Source organism: Pseudomonas helmanticensis (assembly GCF_900182985.1).
Lineage (GTDB): Bacteria > Pseudomonadota > Gammaproteobacteria > Pseudomonadales > Pseudomonadaceae > Aquipseudomonas > Aquipseudomonas helmanticensis.
The window spans coordinates 1,487,138-1,502,728 of the sequence record NZ_FXUY01000001.1 but is presented as its reverse complement, the minus strand read 5'-3'; the positions used below and the strand labels follow the sequence as shown (position 1 = coordinate 1,502,728).

15 protein-coding genes, 1 tRNA gene and 1 pseudogene are annotated in these 15,591 nt (G+C 58.0%); 7 read left to right on the top strand and 10 right to left on the bottom strand.

Annotated elements, in window-relative coordinates; translation table 11 throughout:
• The first annotated feature begins 436 nt into the window (after positions 1-436).
• Positions 437-1,000 (top strand): hypothetical protein, encoded by a 564-nt coding sequence (locus QOL84_RS06705; protein WP_283436659.1) that lies wholly within the window; start codon positions 437-439, stop codon positions 998-1,000.
• Positions 1,001-1,337: 337 nt separating this feature from the next.
• On the opposite strand, the gene QOL84_RS06700 is transcribed toward QOL84_RS06705, so the two are convergent.
• Both QOL84_RS06700 and QOL84_RS06695 read right to left on the bottom strand, forming a co-directional pair.
• Positions 1,338-1,469, bottom strand: coding sequence for a lipoprotein (locus tag QOL84_RS06700; protein ID WP_283436658.1), 132 nt, complete (start codon positions 1,467-1,469; stop codon positions 1,338-1,340).
• Positions 1,470-1,663: 194 nt separating this feature from the next.
• The gene (locus tag QOL84_RS06695) at positions 1,664-2,053 is read right to left on the bottom strand and encodes a hypothetical protein (protein ID WP_283436657.1); all 390 of its coding nucleotides are present in this window, start codon (positions 2,051-2,053) and stop codon (positions 1,664-1,666) included.
• 383 nt (positions 2,054-2,436) lie between these two features.
• Here QOL84_RS06695 and QOL84_RS29455 point away from each other — a divergent pair, with 383 nt between their 5' ends.
• Positions 2,437-2,643 carry a YceK/YidQ family lipoprotein gene (locus QOL84_RS29455; RefSeq protein ID WP_283436656.1) on the top strand — a complete coding sequence of 69 codons (207 nt, stop codon included), beginning with the start codon at positions 2,437-2,439 and terminating at the stop codon, positions 2,641-2,643.
• A gap of 313 nt (positions 2,644-2,956) precedes the next feature.
• Here QOL84_RS29455 and QOL84_RS06685 read toward each other — a convergent pair.
• A tRNA-Ser gene (locus tag QOL84_RS06685) sits at positions 2,957-3,044 on the bottom strand.
• 122 nt (positions 3,045-3,166) lie between these two features.
• Here QOL84_RS06685 and QOL84_RS06680 point away from each other — a divergent pair.
• A complete protein-coding gene (locus tag QOL84_RS06680) occupies positions 3,167-3,838 on the top strand; it encodes a Bax inhibitor-1/YccA family protein (RefSeq protein ID WP_129393287.1) in 672 nt (223 codons plus the stop codon).
• A gap of 81 nt (positions 3,839-3,919) precedes the next feature.
• Here QOL84_RS06680 and QOL84_RS06675 read toward each other — a convergent pair whose 3' ends face one another.
• Both QOL84_RS06675 and QOL84_RS06670 read right to left on the bottom strand, forming a co-directional pair.
• Positions 3,920-4,249, bottom strand: coding sequence for a YceK/YidQ family lipoprotein (locus QOL84_RS06675; protein ID WP_129393290.1), 330 nt, complete (start codon positions 4,247-4,249; stop codon positions 3,920-3,922).
• A 58-nt stretch (positions 4,250-4,307) separates the two neighbouring features.
• Positions 4,308-4,745 carry an Lrp/AsnC family transcriptional regulator gene (locus QOL84_RS06670; protein ID WP_129393293.1) on the bottom strand — a complete coding sequence of 146 codons (438 nt, stop codon included), beginning with the start codon at positions 4,743-4,745 and terminating at the stop codon, positions 4,308-4,310.
• Between the two features lie 149 nt (positions 4,746-4,894).
• On the opposite strand from QOL84_RS06670, the pseudogene QOL84_RS06665 reads away from it, so the two are divergent.
• A pseudogene (locus QOL84_RS06665) lies at positions 4,895-5,804 on the top strand (DMT family transporter).
• Here the strand turns inward: QOL84_RS06665 and QOL84_RS06660 are convergent.
• The 5 genes from QOL84_RS06660 to QOL84_RS06640 all read right to left on the bottom strand — a co-directional run bounded on the left by QOL84_RS06660 (position 5,791) and on the right by QOL84_RS06640 (position 11,955).
• A complete protein-coding gene (locus QOL84_RS06660) occupies positions 5,791-7,692 on the bottom strand; it encodes an acyltransferase family protein (protein ID WP_283436655.1) in 1,902 nt (633 codons plus the stop codon). The pseudogene QOL84_RS06665 and the gene QOL84_RS06660 sit on opposite strands and share 14 nt — an antisense overlap.
• Before the next feature lie 83 nt (positions 7,693-7,775).
• Entirely contained in the window at positions 7,776-8,816 is a 1,041-nt protein-coding gene (locus tag QOL84_RS06655) for an FUSC family protein (protein ID WP_174823934.1), read from the bottom strand.
• A gap of 56 nt (positions 8,817-8,872) precedes the next feature.
• A complete protein-coding gene (locus QOL84_RS06650) occupies positions 8,873-9,832 on the bottom strand; it encodes an HlyD family secretion protein (protein WP_129393299.1) in 960 nt (319 codons plus the stop codon).
• A gap of 3 nt (positions 9,833-9,835) precedes the next feature.
• Positions 9,836-10,201, bottom strand: a complete 366-nt coding sequence (locus QOL84_RS06645) for a DUF3302 domain-containing protein (RefSeq protein WP_283436654.1) — start codon at positions 10,199-10,201, stop codon at positions 9,836-9,838.
• A gap of 128 nt (positions 10,202-10,329) precedes the next feature.
• Positions 10,330-11,955, bottom strand: coding sequence for an NADP-dependent glyceraldehyde-3-phosphate dehydrogenase (locus QOL84_RS06640; protein ID WP_283436653.1), 1,626 nt, complete (start codon positions 11,953-11,955; stop codon positions 10,330-10,332).
• Between the two features lie 421 nt (positions 11,956-12,376).
• Between QOL84_RS06640 and QOL84_RS06635 the strand changes: the two genes are divergently transcribed.
• From QOL84_RS06635 to QOL84_RS06625, 3 genes are all read left to right on the top strand, one after another.
• The gene (locus QOL84_RS06635) at positions 12,377-12,733 is read left to right on the top strand and encodes a c-type cytochrome (RefSeq protein ID WP_283436652.1); all 357 of its coding nucleotides are present in this window, start codon (positions 12,377-12,379) and stop codon (positions 12,731-12,733) included.
• 76 nt (positions 12,734-12,809) lie between these two features.
• Positions 12,810-14,138, top strand: a complete 1,329-nt coding sequence (locus QOL84_RS06630; RefSeq protein WP_283438631.1) for a D-arabinono-1,4-lactone oxidase — start codon at positions 12,810-12,812, stop codon at positions 14,136-14,138.
• 74 nt (positions 14,139-14,212) lie between these two features.
• Positions 14,213-15,421 (top strand): DSD1 family PLP-dependent enzyme, encoded by a 1,209-nt coding sequence (locus tag QOL84_RS06625; protein WP_283438630.1) that lies wholly within the window; start codon positions 14,213-14,215, stop codon positions 15,419-15,421.
• Positions 15,422-15,591: the final 170 nt, after the last annotated feature.

Sequence of the window (15,591 nt, the reverse complement as noted above, 5' to 3'; positions counted from 1 at the left end):
GGCGGGCGTTAACGTCGCGCCGTCGGCATAGCGCAGGGTTATTCCAATGTACAGATCCAGCGGTGGTTGTGCCGGTACGGCGCCCGTGTGAAAGCTACATCGGCACCCAAGGTCATGCCGCGCTCTTGCAGCGCTTCGGTCAATTCTACGAGTGTCTCTGCTTCGATAGTCATCGCTGTTACCTCGTCAGATTTACTGCGTTCATGATTCTTGACCGGGTGGATGACTGGCTAATTCAATTTTTCTGGGAAAAGACACAACTGTTCCTGAGCGTGTTGCAACCTGCCGAAGCCAGTCGTGCAGTCCTTGAAAGAACACGAGAATGGCGGCGGAGGGACCCACTGAGTTGTCGGGGCGAATTGCTGGGTGGTTGAAAAAGTGGCCAAGTGCTAGCATTTGCAATCTCGTTGGAATTTACACTCTCAAGGATTTTCAAATGATCTATCTGCGCCTGCTTTTAGCTTCTGCCTTCATCGCTCTCTGCACTGGCTGTGCCTCCTCCGCACAAGTTTCCGGCATGACCGTCGCGGCCGATCAAGACAAGGCAAGCTCTTACGACGCACAGCTGAAGAAAAATGTACGAGTTTCCGAAGTGAATGGCGGGGATACAACCAACCCTCTGTGGACTTCGGAAATCGACAGCCCTGACTTCGGCGCAGCACTCAAGCAATCGCTCGCTAACGCTGATTTGCTTGGCGACGAAAAATCAGCCACTTATGCTCTGCGGGCGAATTTGCTGCGCGTTGACCAGCCTCTGTTCGGACTGAATTTCGAGGTCACCAGCGAAGTGGAATACACGCTGGTGGAAGCCAAGACCAACAAGGTCGTTCTGCGTGAAGTCATCCGTACGCCTTTTACCGCGGGTTTCGGTGACTCCGTGATTGGCGTCAAGCGCCTGCGCCTGGCTAATGAAGGCTCTGCTCGCGTCAACATCATCGCGATGCTCAAGCGCCTCAGTGAACTGAAAATCGAGGCCAAACAGGTTGCGTTGCAGAACTAGGCATCTTCCGATGTTGAGTCAGGCGAAAGAATTTTTGCGCCTTGCATGTACGCCGGGCGGATACTGCGGCGACTAGCAAACTGTTCACTGGAATCAGCGGCGATCGTGGCCCAATAGAAGAAAAGCCGCGTTCGCTGCCGTTGTTGGTCGAGGCTTCACCGGGGTGGGTAATAAATCATGGTCAGGATCAACAGCTCAGTCACGGCGACTACCATGCAGAAACAGACGAAACCCGTAGTGAAGACCCTCCGAGGCTTTCGGTAGCTAAAGTCGGCATTGCAAAACAGCAACAGAATGCCCAGGCAAAATTTTATCGCGCCCATCGACGAACGCTGATTCAAAGGCATCCCGCCTGCTTCTGAGCGGTTTTGCAGCCGGGATCTTCGGAGCTGCGCGGGTGTCCGTCAGAGTAGGTGTTGCAGCCGGCCAGCACGCTGATGAGCGTGAACAGCAGGAAAATCTTCTTCATGAACCTGTCCTTGTTCAGAGGGTTGAGGTTGTTGAGTGTATTTGCAAATCCTGGATAGAACAAAGCCCCGAGTGATCGGGGCTTTTTTGTAGGTGAAGTGATGGCGGCGAGGTGCGCGCAGATTTGGTATCAGGTTTCGCATCGCCCATCCGCAGCAACCTTGGACCGTCTGTCAGGTCCCATTGCAACCACGCTTAGTTGCTGCTGGTTTTTTTTGCAATGATGGTTGTGCCTTCCGTATAGCTGTAGCCATATCCATAGCTGTAGCAGGTAGAGGCTCCGGTGTCAGCCGAGCTGTATTTATCCCATTTGTAATCATATGCCCCGGAAGTGATGGGTTGGATGGCAACGACTTCGTAACCTTCAGCATTAAGCTCCGCAACGGCTGACGCTATATCCTGAGAAAGAACTTCCCCATCAATTTCACAGTCAGACCAACCGGTTTGTTGCCATTCCTTTTCTTTGACGGTCACGTCCTTCAAGCCACCAAAAAAACCCTTTTTGGTTTCTCCTGTTGGGACTTTCACAGTGACTTCTTTTCCGACTGGTTTGAATTTTGCTGGTACGTAAACAACCTTGTTCAAGGAGATCTCCTGAGTTCTAACTGATATTGGATGTTATGTGATGTTGTGTCGTGCAACGTTATCTGTTGTCCTGGCTCGCCGTTGGCTCAAAGGTGATTGCGACGAACGCGGTGTTGTTTTGGGAAAATCGCTGCACGGACGAAGGCGGAATCTGCTGTTCGCTGATGTCGCAGGCAGAACGCCGGACACTATCCAATTGCCATCATCGTGTCCACCTTAGGGGGTGGATTCAACCCTGGCAGTTCCACCACAGATCTTCACCCCTCCGCGCCGCTGGTTGCCCTTGGGCGCGGAGGGGAGTGCATTCGGGTTGTGTCGGAAAAGTAACTAACTCTTCGCGACAGCGTCTACAGATCGCACAATGGAAAAAATAAGGAAGTTACGTGCTACGGAAGCTCATCTTGATTTTGGCCATAGCTCAACTCGGTGGTTGTGCTTGGCTTGGGGCCGTAACGAACCCTCCCTATGATTGCTATGACGGCGTCAAGGGTGAATATGTACTCGCGCAATTTCTCGGTCCGCTTGTGATCATCGACTTACCATTCACTTTCGTGGCTGATACGGCGTCACTGCCTTTTTGCTGGTACTGATCTGCGCCAAACGCTGGCATGAATGCGACCATTCAATAGGATGTTACGTGGTTCGAAAAACGATTCTGCTGGCCCTGAGGGACGGGAGCAGATCTGAGTTCTGCATCGGGTTTTCTGCGTGGAAGAACCCGGCGTGGCACCGTGTTACATGAAGAGTGTTTCAGGTTCGGCAGGACGCCGGGGAAGGGTGCAAACAGGTCGAGTCATGGAACGCGTCCATAAAAGTCATGGAACACATTCGTGAGGGCTGGTATTTCCGCGAACCCCAGAAACGACAAAGCCCTGAATAATCAGGGCTTTGTCGTACATAAGATGGCGGAGGCGATGGGATTCGAACTCATGGACCTGTTACAGTCGACGGTTTTCAAGACCGTTGCCTTAAACCACTCGGCCACACCTCCGTTGCGTTGCGGGCGCCATAATACCTGAATGAAACACACTGTCAAACTCTCTGCATGGCTTGTTACAGAGCGTCTGTTATGATCTTTGCGACTGAACGTTTCAAACCAACAGGAGTGTCGCCATGCGCGAACAGGATTACGCAGTTAATAACGGCGTGCAGGCTGAGCAGCTAGAGGTTAGCCGCGTCCTGCGCAACACTTACGGCCTACTGGCTCTCACCCTTGCATTCAGCGGCGTGATGGCTTTCGTTGCCCAGCAGATGCGTGTTGGCTACCCGAATATTTTCGTGGTGCTGATCGGCTTCTACGGGTTGTTCTTCCTTACCAACAAGCTGCGTGATTCCGCGTGGGGCCTGGTGTCCGCTTTTGCGCTGACCGGTTTCATGGGGTTCCTGCTTGGCCCGATCCTCAACCGTTACCTGGGCATGCAGGGCGGCGCTGAAGTGGTCAGCTCGGCTTTCGCCATGACCGCACTGGTGTTTGGTGGTCTGTCGGCTTACGTGCTGATTACCCGCAAGGACATGAGCTTCCTCGGTGGTTTCATCACCGCCGGTTTCTTCGTCCTGCTGGGTGCAACGCTGGCGAGCTTCTTCTTCCAGATCAGCGGCCTGCAATTGGCGATCAGCGCAGGTTTCGTGCTGTTCTCGTCGGTGTGCATCCTGTTCCAGACCAGCGCCATCATCCAGGGCGGCGAGCGTAACTACATCATGGCGACCATCAGCCTGTATGTATCGATCTACAACCTGTTCATCAGCTTGTTGCAGATCTTCGGCATCATGAGCCGCGACGACTGATCACAGTCTGTGAAATAACGAAAAACCCGCCTAGGCGGGTTTTTTGTTGTCTGTGTGAAAGTGTTGAAGCCATGCTCGCGGCTAGTTGATCACGATGCTGCCGTCAGTCTGCTGTTTGTAGACGGTGTAGGGCAGCAAAAGCGTATCGAGTGCCCCGGACACCACGGCATCGATCAACACCACAGGAATTGCGGCGTTTTTGTAGTCGTCGGCATCCACGCCTTCGCCCAGAGGAGCATGCAAACTGCAAAAGTCGTAGGCGAGGCCGCTGTAGATTCTTGGCACCGCCCCGCAATAACTCTTCTGCTTCTTGAGGCCGTCCACCGCGACCTGATCATCGCGAACCACGGTCTGTACTGTCCCGCAACCGCCGAGTATCACCGCCGCGAGCACTATTGCCTGAATTCTCATTACCGCCAATCCTTCGCCGGAAAAACCTCAATCTACGCCGAGCGCGCAAAAAAAGCACTCACGCCATTGGCGGCAGTCGGCGCTTGACCGGGGTCTTCTTGACGATCGCGGTATTGGTTTCCGCCAGGGTGTTGAGGCGGTCGAGGAGGGTGTCCAGTTGCTCCATCGAGCGCACGTGCAGACGGGCGATAAAGCAGTCTTCGCCGGTGACCTTGTCACACTCGGTAAACTCGGGAATCGCCATAATCTGCCGCTCCACTTCCTGCAACTGCCCCGGCAGCGGCCGTACGCGCACGATGGCCTGCAACTGGTAACCGAAGCATTTCGGGTCGATTTCGACGGTATAACCCTGAAGCACACCGCGCTCCTCCAGCCGGCGCAAACGTTCGGCCACGCTCGGCGACGACAGCCCGCTGAGCTGTGCCAGCGCCTTCAGCGAGCGCCGCGAATCTTCCATCAAGGCACTGATGAGAATCTGGTCGATATCGTCGGTCATGAGCTCACTCCGGGATTAGGCAATCGAGGGAAATAACCCGCGATAAAAAAGGCGTAAATCGAGTTTAGCCTGCTTTTTACTATGGAGAACACCCGGCCGGGATTGGCATACTTTTGTCAGGTTTTCGCCAACTGCTCAGGAGATTGATGATGGACAACCCAATCCGGCGCGGCTCATTTGAAATGACCGCGGCCATGCTGATTTCCGGGACGATCGGCTGGTTCGTACTGATGTCCGGGCAACCGGTACTCGATGTAGTGTTCTGGCGCTGTGTGTTCGGCGCCGGCACCTTGCTGCTGATCTGCGCGGCCTTCGGCTTCTTGCGTCCGGGCATTCTCACGCGCACGACGTTCCTGCTGGCGGTGCTCAGCGGGGTCGCGATTGTCGGCAATTGGCTGCTGTTGTTTGCCTCTTACTCGCGGGCTTCGATTGCCATCGGCACGGCCGTGTACAACGTGCAGCCGTTCATGCTGGTCGGTCTGGCGGCGCTGTTTCTTGGCGAGAAAATCACCCTGCAGAAGCTGCTCTGGCTGGCGGTTTCGTTCATCGGCATGCTGGCGATTGTCAGTGCTCACGGTACGCAAGGCGAGGGCGGCAACGACTACTTGCTGGGCATCGGCCTGGCCTTGGGCGCGGCGTTTCTCTATGCGATTGCGGCGCTGATCATCAAGCGCCTGTCCGGCACGCCACCGCATTTGATCGCACTGATTCAGGTGTGCACCGGTGTACTGTTGCTGGCACCGTTCGCGCACTTTTCGGCGCTGCCGCAAGCACCCGGTGCCTGGGCCAGCCTGGTGACACTGGGCATCGTCCACACCGGCCTGATGTATGTGCTGCTGTATGGAGCGATCCAGAAACTGCCGACGGCATTGACCGGCGCGCTGTCGTTTATCTACCCGATCGCGGCGATCTTCGTCGACTGGTTTGCCTTTGGCCATCGTCTGCAAATCCTGCAATGGCTCGGGGTGGCAGCGATCCTGCTGGCGGCCGCCGGCATGCAACAGGGTTGGGGGGTGAAATCCAGGGCCGGCGTGGCGGCGCGGCCCTAGATTGGCTTGAGCAGATCCTTGAACAGGTCTTTCAACCGCTGGTTACCGGCATCGACCAGATGGTTGTCATCGAAGTACAACGCCACGCCGTCCTTGGAACCCATGCAAGTACCCGCCGGGCAAAGGTACGGCGTCGGATCGATAACCGTCGCATGGCAGCGTTTGGCGGCCGCTTCAATCGTGTAGTTGGCAATCCGGTTGCGCTTTTCATACTCGCTCAACGGGATCGATATATCGGCGGTCTGCTGGAACAGGCGTTGATTCAGATTCAGGCCCTTATAGACGCTGAACGGCATTTCCGGGATCGGCCGGACGATGTACACCGGGTGGTTTTCGGCAATCGAGCAAACGGTTTTGCTGTATTCGGCGATGTAAGCATCGACAAATGCCGCGTCGCCAGCATGTGGGCTGCCCGGAAAGTGAATGCGGTAATTGTTGCTTCTGCCGGGATCGGCGTACAGCGCGGCGCGGCTGAACAGCACTACGGGAACGCCGGGGAAGTCAGTCTTCAGTACTTGCAGTTTTTCCTCGTTGAAAGCGCGACATTTGTCTTGCAGATCCTTGTCGCGCATTTCGAAGTTCAGCAACGGCGGGCAACCGCCGCGCGACCAGGACAATGCGGCTTGTGGATTACTCATCTGCACGGCAGCAGCGGTGGATTGCGCGTGACTGTCACCGAACAAAATTACCGAGATCTTGCCGGTGCCCAGTTTGCAGTCAGCCGCTGCGAAACGATTGGGGTAGCACTCTTGCGGATAGAGTTTGCTGGTGTATTCAGGCTGCCCGAGATCGACAAAAGCCAGGCGGGCGTCGGGGTATTTCTTCACCAGCGAGGAGGTTGCGGCTGACAGACCGATGACACCAACCACCAGCGCGGCAAACTTGAACAGCGTGCGTGGCGCGGTGGTTACCCTGCTGACTTTCGATTCGACGCAGTAGTAGGAGACCGCTCCCAGCAACAACGAAAAAGCGATTGCACCCAGCACGTGCGGCCAACTAGTCAACAGGCCGCAGAGATACAGCAGTACCACCAGCGGCCAGTGCCAGAGATAGACGGAGTAGGAAATGCTGCCGGTAAACTGCAGGATTTCATTGCGGCTAAAGAGCGACTGACGATTGCTGTAGATCACCAGCAGAGTACCGATCACCGGTAGCAAAGCGAGATAACCCGGCCAGAGGTCTTCCTCCGAGAAAAACGCCACGCTGAGTGCGATCGCCAGCAGTCCGGCACCCTCAAACAGCGCACTGTTGCGTCGGCTGAGTGCCAACGGGAAGACAAAGGCCAGGCCGCCGGCGATCATCTCCCAGGCGCGTGTGGGCAGCATGTAAAAGGCGAAAACCGGCTGGGTTATGCTCAAGTAAACCGAAGCACCGAGCGAGATTGCCGCCAGCACGATCAGGGCGATTTTGCTTGCGCGGGCGCCGAGATATTTGAACAGGCCCATCAGCAGCAAGGGGTAAAGCAGGTAGAACTGCCATTCCACCGACAGCGACCAGGTGTGCAGCAACCAGTTTTCGTGCAGCGGCGCGTCGAAGTAATTGCCGTCTTTGGCAAAGAGGAAATTGGAGCTGAACAGCAGGCTGCTTTTGATCGTGCGGATCGCCTCGCGGAAATCATCCAGCGGCAGGTACACGTAGCCGAAGATCAGCAGCGCCACACACAGGGTCAGTAGCGCCGGAATGATCCGTCGGGCACGGGAGGCATAGAAGCCGAGAAGGGAGAACTTTTGTTGCTGCAGACCGCTGACAATGATCCCGGTCATCAGAAAGCCGGAGATCACGAAGAATATGTCAACGCCGACAAAACCGCCGTCAAAGCCCGGAATCCGGAAGTGAAAAAGCACCACCGCGAGGACGGCTAGCGCTCGTAAAGCATTGATATTCTTCCTGAATTGCATTTATGCGCCCATGACACGTCCACTGTGATGGCGCATTGTAATGATCCTGTCGGTTTTGTTACATGTAAATTCTCCGGCGCTGTTCAGATGTTCCAGCGCGGTGCGGTCTTCGCCAGGCGCTGGCGCATCTCGCCGATGTTCGCGGCCAGTTGCCGGGTCAACAGGCGATAGCCGTCCAGTGCGCTGTAGACCGCTGTGTCGAGGCTGGCGTCCGGCAACTCCAGCGGTCGCTCCAGTCGTTGCGAAGCGCCGGTTTTCAAGGCCCGCGCCATGCCGATCAGTTGCACACGAATCTGCCGGTGTTCAGCCTTCAGTGCGGTTTGCAGATGGGCCATGGCCTGCGGATCGTTGCTGTCCGGCCGGGTATTGCCGAGGATCTCCAGGGTGCTGATGCACATTCGCAGGTTGCGCTGGATGGCATCGAGTTCGGTCATGGAAATCTTCACTTCCTTGGACACCGATGGCATCAGCGAACGCAGTTGCACCATCACCGCACCGAGGCGGCTCATCAGTTTCAGGTGCTCATCGGCGCTCACCGCCTGGCCGCTGATGATGCGCCCGTACACCGTGGCGCAATCGCGCAAGGCGTCGGCCAGGTTGTAGCGCCACGAGTACACGGCGTACAGCGGCAGGGCGAACGAGAAGGCCAGGGCGAGGGCGATGCCGATCAGAATGTCGACACCGCGCCACAAGCCGTCGGTGATCGGATTGTCGCCATGCCCGGCGACGATGAACACGGTGATGGCCGAGAGCAGGGCGGTGTAGCCGCCCTTGCCGATGGCGTGATAGGAGAAAAATCCGCAGACCACCGCCATCGCAAAATAGGTCAGCCATGGCATGCCGAGCCAGGCCTGCTGTGCCACCAATAACAAACCGACGCCGGCGCCGATCAGCGTGCCGGTGGCGCGTTCGGCGGCTTTCTTGCCGATGTTGCCGTGATGCTGCAAACCGCCGATCACCACCAGCATGGTCACCGAAGCCCATTCACCGTGAGGCAGGTTGATGCCGGTGGTCAGCAGGATGGTCGCCAACAATCCGAGGGCAACGCGTACCGCATGGATCAGCCGCGCATGCCGGTAACGTCGATAGGGATCAAGCAACGGACGCAAGACACGGCGCAGCAAGGGCGGAAGTCGATGGGTGCTGTAAGTACTCAGTGCGGGCCTCTCGTAATCAATTCCTAGTGGAAAGGAAAAATGTAATTCATCCACGCTGACATGCGCAGAAGGATTTTGCGCATCGCGCCGATGTGATGGAAGTGCTGGCTGTACAACGCCGCCTGACCGTAAGCGCCGCCGGGCATCAGCTTGCTGTACTGGGCGAAGTCGGGATCGGTGATTTCGATGATCACCGGCACCCGTCCGGCCGGCGGCGAACCGGTATAGCCGATCAGTGTGCCGGACGGTTGTACCTGGCCTTCGGCAATCACCCCGATGACGTTCTTCACCCGACCTTCGAATACCTTGCCCGGGATGCCGTCGAACGCCACTTCCGCCTCATCGCCGACAGTCAGCCGCAACAGGCTGTTCTGGCGCATCCACGCGGCAAAATACTGGCCCTCTTCGGGAATGAACACCATGGAAGGGCGCAACGGCAACTTGCTCGCCATCATCCCCGGGCGCAACGAAACGTGGGTCACGAAGCCTTTGCTCGGTGCGCGAACGGTGGTGTTGTCCAGTTCGAACTGGGCGTTATCCAGTTGTGCCTGCAGGTCATCGGTGCGGGCAATTGCCGCATCTAGTTCGCGTTGGGTGCCGAAATTGCGGCGGATCAGTTCGGTGATGCGATAGCGATCACCCTTGGCGGCAACCAGTTGCGCCTTGAGCGATTTCAAGCGGTTTTCGAAAGGCGTGGGATCAATGCGAAACAGCACATCGCCTTTTTCCAGCGGTTCGTTGCCGTGTACCGGCACCTCGATGACCTGGCCACTGACAATCGGAATCACCGGTACCGAGACGAAATAGGAACGCGCCACTTCAGAGTAGGGATGGTTGTAATTCATGGTGAAAATCAGCGCGCCGACCAGCGCGATCCCGCCGAGAACTGCCGTGGGCACTGTCCATTTGTTCAATGGAATGCGGAAGATCTTGAAGATCGCAACGCAGATGGCGGCATAAGTCAGAACGAGGAGAAGATCCATTGCTCAAATGCCCTCGCCAGGATGACTGGAGGGCGGCGCAGCGCTGGGCGTGCGGGCTTCGAGTTGTTCGAGGCGGGTTTGCAACTGGATCACTTGTTGTTCGAGGCGGGTGACATGGCTTTGCACCGATTTGCCATCGCCGAATCCCCAGCCGCGATCCTCTCGGTACGCCATCGCCCAGATCCACAGGAATGGCCAGAGCGCGTGCAGGGTAAACAGACTGACCCAGCCGGTGGCGTGGATCGCATCCTGATGCGGGTGGTTGCGATGAACGGCAATCTCATACGGTATGTCATGCAACACGATGATCCCGTAGAACAGCACGAGACCGACGAACACCAACAGTCCCAACGCGAAGTAATCAAGCATGATTCACCTCCCGGCATCCAGCGCAGCGCTGGGAACAGTGTAGACACTGAATGGCCGGGAGGGTCGTGGCCTTAGACCCGAAGCTGATGACTTCTCCTGCGTTTATCGCCAAGCGCTCTGCGCACAGGTCAGAAAATGTAATCGGTGGTCAGGAAGCTCGAATCGCGGCCGCGAATGATCTCGCTGATCAGCTCCTTGTTGCTGTCCTGGAACTTGGTCGCCACCAGCGTACGGATCGAAAACACCCGCAGCGCATCGTGCACCGACAGCGTCCCTTCGGCGGAATTTTTGCGGCCGTTGAACGGGTAAGTGTCCGGCCCGCGCTGGCACTGCGCGTTGAGATTGATCCGCCCGACCTGGTTGGCAAAGGTGTCGACCAGACGGCCGACCGCCACCGGATTGGTGCCGAAAATGCTCAACTGCTGGCCGAAGTCCGACTCCAGCACGTAGTCGATCACCGTATCCAGATGACGGTACGGCACGATCGGCACCACCGGGCCGAACTGCTCTTCCTGATAGACGCGCATCTGCGGGTTCACCGGGTACAGCACTGCCGGATAGAAGAACGATTCGCGGGATTCGCCGCCATTCGGATTGACCACTTGTGCGCCTTTGCTTTGCGCGTCTGCTACCAGACCATGCAGGTAATCGACCTTGCCCGACTCGGGCAACGGCGTCAGCGAAACGCCGCTGTCCCACGGCATGCCCGGTTTCAGTGTGGCCAGTCGAGCGTTGAATTTCTCGATGAAGCTGTCGACGACGTCTTCATGCACGAAGAGAATTTTCAGTGCGGTGCAGCGCTGACCGTTGAACGACAGCGAACCGGTCACGGCCTCGCTGACGGCGTTGTCGAGGTCGACTTCCGGCAGGACGATGCCGGGGTTTTTCGCGTCCAGACCGAGCGCGGCGCGCAAACGGTGCGGTTTCGGGTGCAGCTTCTTCAGGTCGCTGGCAGCTTTGTTGGTGCCGATGAAGGCGAAGATATCGATCTTGCCGCTGGCCATCAGCGCGCTGACGGTTTCGCGGCCGCTACCGTAGATCACGTTGATCACACCGGTGGGGAAGCTGTCGCGGAACGCTTCCAGCAACGGACGAATCAGCAGCACGCCGAGCTTGGCCGGTTTGAACACCACGGTGTTGCCCATGATCAGCGCCGGGATCAGCGTGGTGAAAGTCTCGTTCAGCGGATAGTTGTAAGGGCCCATGCACAGCGCCACACCCAAAGGCACGCGACGGATCTGCCCGAGGGTGTCCTGTTCCAGCTCGAAACGGCTGGAGCGACGGTCGAGTTCCTTGAGCGCATTGATGGTGTCGACGATGTAATCGCAGGTGCGGTCGAACTCTTTTTCCGAGTCCTTGAGGTTCTTGCCGATTTCCCACATCAACAGCTTGACCACGGCATCGCGCTGCTGGCGCATGCGCCCGAGGAAGGCTTCGACGTGCTGGATGCGTTCGGCCACGCGCATGGTCGGCCACAGGCCCTGGCCCCGGTCGTAGGCGCGCACGGCGGCGTCGAGGGCAGTGAGGGCAGTGTCGGCATCGAGCAGCGGCGTGCTGCCGAGAATCACTTGTTCGTCGCCGTTGGCGCCCGTGAGATACACCGGACTGCGCACGGTAGCGAGCGGGCCGTCCCAGCGGCGCAACTGGCCGTCGACCAGATATTCGCGTTGCTCGACCTGAGCGTCGAGGCGGTATTTTTCCGGGATGTCGCTGACAGAAGGGAACAGATTGCCAAGGATGTTTGCTGTGGTCATGTCGCTACCCCGTGTTGATGTCCGCATGCAGATCAAAAAGTCTCTACAGGTTATACGCCTGAATACGCCGAAATTTAAACCCGCAAATGTCACCCGAATGTCACGCAAAGGCGCAAAGCAGAGCGGGCCTATACACCGAACCCCTGTGTAGGAGCTGCCGCAGGCTGCGATCTTGATCGCTCCCACGCAGAGCGTTGATCGTTCCCACGCTCCGCGTGGGAATGTAGCCCGGGACGCTCTGCGTCCCATTGGAACGCGGAGCGTCCCTTGAGGCGTTCCCACGCAGAGCGTGGGAACGATCATCGGAGAGAGGGCTGGCCCCGTTTGCCCCCCTCGTTGTCCCGCAATGCCCTCAACCCGCTGAAGCCGCTGTTTTATGGTGTGCTCACAACAATAAGCGATGCCACCCTTGAGGATCGTTATGCGGGTACTCCCACTCACTTTACTGCTGGCACTGTCCACGGCGCTGTTCGGCTGCGGCGAAGACCCCAAACCCCCGGCCAGCGCCAACAGCAACGCCATGCCCAAAGACCCGGCCCTGGCGCAGATCTACGCCAACAGCTGCCAGCTCTGCCACGCCAACCCGGCCGCCAACGCGCCGCTCACCGGTGACCGCAAAGCCTGGGAGCCGCGCATCCAGCAGGGCAGCGACACACTGCTCGACCATGCCATCAACGGCTATAACGGCATGCCGCCGATGGGCCAATGCGTCGAGTGCTCGCAAGAGCAGTTCCTGCAATTGATCGGCTTCATGGCCGACCAGCCTCTCCCTCAATAAGGTGCCTGGCATGACCATGGATCTGACACGGCGTCAGTTGTTGCAACGGGCAAGCATCGTCGGCGCATTCAGCGCGTTGGCGAGCAATCCGGCATTGGGCCAATTGATGCGCGCGCCACGGCTGATCCCATGGCGCAACTGGTCGGGCGCACAGAGTTGCCTGCCAGCAGCGCGGCTGGCACCGAAGAATCTCGATGAACTGACAACTGTGATAAAGCAGGCACAAGGCAACATCCGCCCAGTCGGTTCGGCGCATTCCTTCAGCGCACTGGTGCCTACCGACGGCACGCTGTTGTCGCTGAGCTACTTCAACGGTCTGCTCGACCACGACGCGAAAACCCTGCAAGCCGAATTCGCCGCCGGCACACCGATGTCACGCATGGGCACGCCGTTGAAAGACATCGGCCAGGCCCTGCAAAACATGGCCGACATCGATTACCAGACCCTCGCCGGGGCGATCTCGACGTCCACTCACGGCACCGGTAAAACCTTCCAGTCCTACTCGGCGCACGTCTGCGGCATGCAACTGGTGACCGCCAGTGGCGAGGTGCTCGACTGCGACAGTCAGCGCCATGCGGACGTGTTCAGCGCTGCTCGCGTATCCCTCGGCGCCCTTGGCGTGGCGACGAAAATCCGCCTGCAAAATCGCCCGGCCTATCGCCTGCGCGAGCGTCAATGGATCGCCAAGACTGAAGAATTGCTCGAAGACGTCGACAAGAACACCGCTGAAAACCAGCACTGGGAAATGCTCGTCGTCACCCATTCCGACTACGCCTTGTCCATCGCCCTCAACGAAACCGACGACCCGGCCACGCCGCCGATCCCGCCCGAAGAGGAGGGCGGCAACGAGTTCGTCACCCTCATCGAAAAGATCGACAAGTACGGCAGCGACTTCCCCGAGCTGCGCCGCACGATGCTCAACAGCCTGCGCCATCTGGCGAATTTCGATGACCGCGTCGGCGACTCGTTCGACATCTACGCCAACGTGCGCACCGTGCGCTTCAACGAGATGGAATATTCAGTGCCGGCCGAACACGGCCCGGCCTGCCTGCGCGAGATTCTCAAGCTGATTCAGGACAAGGACCTGCGCACCTGGTTTCCCATCGAGTACCGCTACGTCAAAGCCGATGACATTCCATTGAGCATGTTCGAGGGGCGCGACAGCTGTTCGATCTCGGTGCACCAGCATTACCAGATGGACCATCACAACTTCTTTGCCGCCGTCGAGCCGATCTTCTGGAAGTACAACGGCCGGCCGCACTGGGGCAAGTTGCACACGCTCAACGCGAAGAGTCTGCAGCCGCTGTACCCGCGCTGGCGCGAGTTTGTCGAGGTGCGCCAGGCGCTTGATCCGAGCGGGCGCTTTCTCAACGCGCATCTGTCGTCGATTCTGGGGGTGAGCTGATGGCGGTCAATCGACGTAATTTCCTCCTCGGTACATTCGGTGCAGGCGTGTTGCTGGTGGGTGCCGGGGCGTGGCTGCGGCCGGGTGATCGTGGCGGGCCGTATACCGAGTATTTCCGTGCTTTGAACAAGGAGCTGAAGGACAAAGGCCCGATGCGCCCGGTACTGTTGATCGATCTGAATCGTCTCGATCACAACATCGATGTGGTGATGCAGTCGGTCAAGCGCGGCGGCAAGCAACTGCGCCTGGTGGAGAAGTCGCTGCCGTCACCGGGACTGTTGAGCTACATCGCCCAACGTGCCGGGACGCAAAAATTGATGTCGTTCCATCAGCCGTTTCTCAATCACGATGCTGTCACGTTCCCCCAGTCTGACATTCTGCTCGGCAAGCCGTTGCCGGTGCGTTCGGCAGAGCTGTTTTATCAATCCCACAAAGGCCCGTTCGATCCCGCGAAGCAACTGCAATGGTTGCTCGACGGCCCCGAACGTTTGCAGCAATACCTGCAACTCGCGCAGGGCCTGGGTACGCGGATGCGCATCAACATCGAACTGGATGTCGGCCTGCATCGCGGCGGCGTCAGTGATTTGAATGTGCTGGGGCAGATGCTCACGCTGATCAGCGCCAATGCGCAGCATCTGGAGTTTGCCGGGTTCATGGGCTACGACCCGTTCGTGGGCATGGGCGTGCCGGGGATTCTCGGTTCGCCTGAAGAGCTGTTCGCCAAGGTCATGCTGATTTATCAGCGCTGCGTGGATTTCACCCGGCAGCAGTTTCCGGGGTTGTGGCACGACGGCTTGTGCCTGAACACCGCCGGCAGCCCGAGTTACCGCATTCATGAAAATGAAAAGCTCAGCACCGAGGTGTCGGTGGGCACGGCGATGCTCAAGCCGACGCACTATGATTTGCCGTCGCTGGTCGAGCACGAACCGGCGGTTTACATCGCCACGCCAGTGCTGAAAAGCACCGGTGCGGTGAACATCCCGGCGCTGGACGACAAGTCCAGGCTGTTTTCGTGGTGGGACACCAACCAGCGCCAGACCTTTTTCATCTATGGCGGCAACTGGATGGCCGAGTTCGAATCGCCGTCCGGTTTGCAGAGCAATAGCGTGTATGGCCGCAGCTCCAATCAGGAGATGGTCAACGGCTCGAATGCCGTGGGCCTGACCGTTGAGGATCAAGTGTTCCTGCGCCCTACCCAGACCGAAGCGGTGTTGTTGCAATTCGGCGACCTGCTGGCGGTGCGCGGCGGCAAAATCGTCGACACCTGGCCCGTCTACACCTGACCCAAAATCCCCACAAATCCCCTGTAGGAGTGAGCCTGCTCGCGATAGCGGTGTGTCAGCAAAATAAATATCAACTGACAGGACGCTATCGCGAGCAGGCTCACTCCTACATTTGATTTGTGTACACCTGTCGCTATGCACCAACCCTACCCTCCGTAATGAAGCTTTTA